The 563-nt window shown below is 36.2% G+C and carries 2 pseudogenes; one reads left to right on the top strand and one right to left on the bottom strand.

Going from position 1 to position 563, the window contains the following annotated elements:
- A pseudogene (locus CRG87_RS07935) lies at positions 1 to 204 on the top strand (NCS2 family permease); the annotation flags it as partial.
- A gap of 160 nt (positions 205 to 364) precedes the next feature.
- On the opposite strand, the pseudogene CRG87_RS07930 reads toward CRG87_RS07935, so the two are convergent.
- Positions 365 to 563: pseudogene (locus CRG87_RS07930) on the bottom strand (NADP-dependent phosphogluconate dehydrogenase); the annotation flags it as partial.

Below are 563 nucleotides of genomic sequence, written 5' to 3'. Positions count from 1 at the left end.
TGGGATAAGTTTGAAATTGCTTTTCCTGCATTTTTAACAGTTATCGGTATGCCACTTACCTACAGCATTTCAGACGGTTTAGCACTTGGAATGATTGCATACCCAATCACCATGATTGCCTCTAAGCAAGCTAAAAAGGTCTCTCCGATGATGTACGTGCTGTTAGTAGTATTTGTCATCTTTTTCTTGATTACAAACATGTAGCTCAATTAGACTAGCCAAAAAGCCACTTCATAATGAAGTGGCTTTTTTCTTCACAGTATTCTAGAATTTATAAAAGATGATTATTATATATTTTTCCTAGCAAAAAACCAGTTAAAGTCGAAACTTAACTGGTCTTTTTTTGTTACACGTGTAACACAGCTTATTTTTCTTCATACCATTCAGTGTGATATACACCGTCACGGTCATTTCTGAAGTAAGTGTGAGCACCAAAGTAATCTCGCTGTCCTTGAATCAGGTTAGCTGGAAGACTTGGGTTAAAAATGGATTCCAAATAGTTAAGAGATGCACTTAACGTTGGAGTAGGAATACCAGCCTTAGTTGCTAATTCAAGTACCTTA

Origin of the sequence: Lactobacillus apis, from assembly GCF_002837055.1 — a bacterium.
In the GTDB taxonomy this organism is placed as follows: Bacteria; Bacillota; Bacilli; order Lactobacillales; family Lactobacillaceae; genus Lactobacillus; species Lactobacillus apis.
The sequence above is the reverse complement of the archived record's forward strand: the minus strand, read 5'-3'. Positions and strand labels throughout refer to the sequence as shown.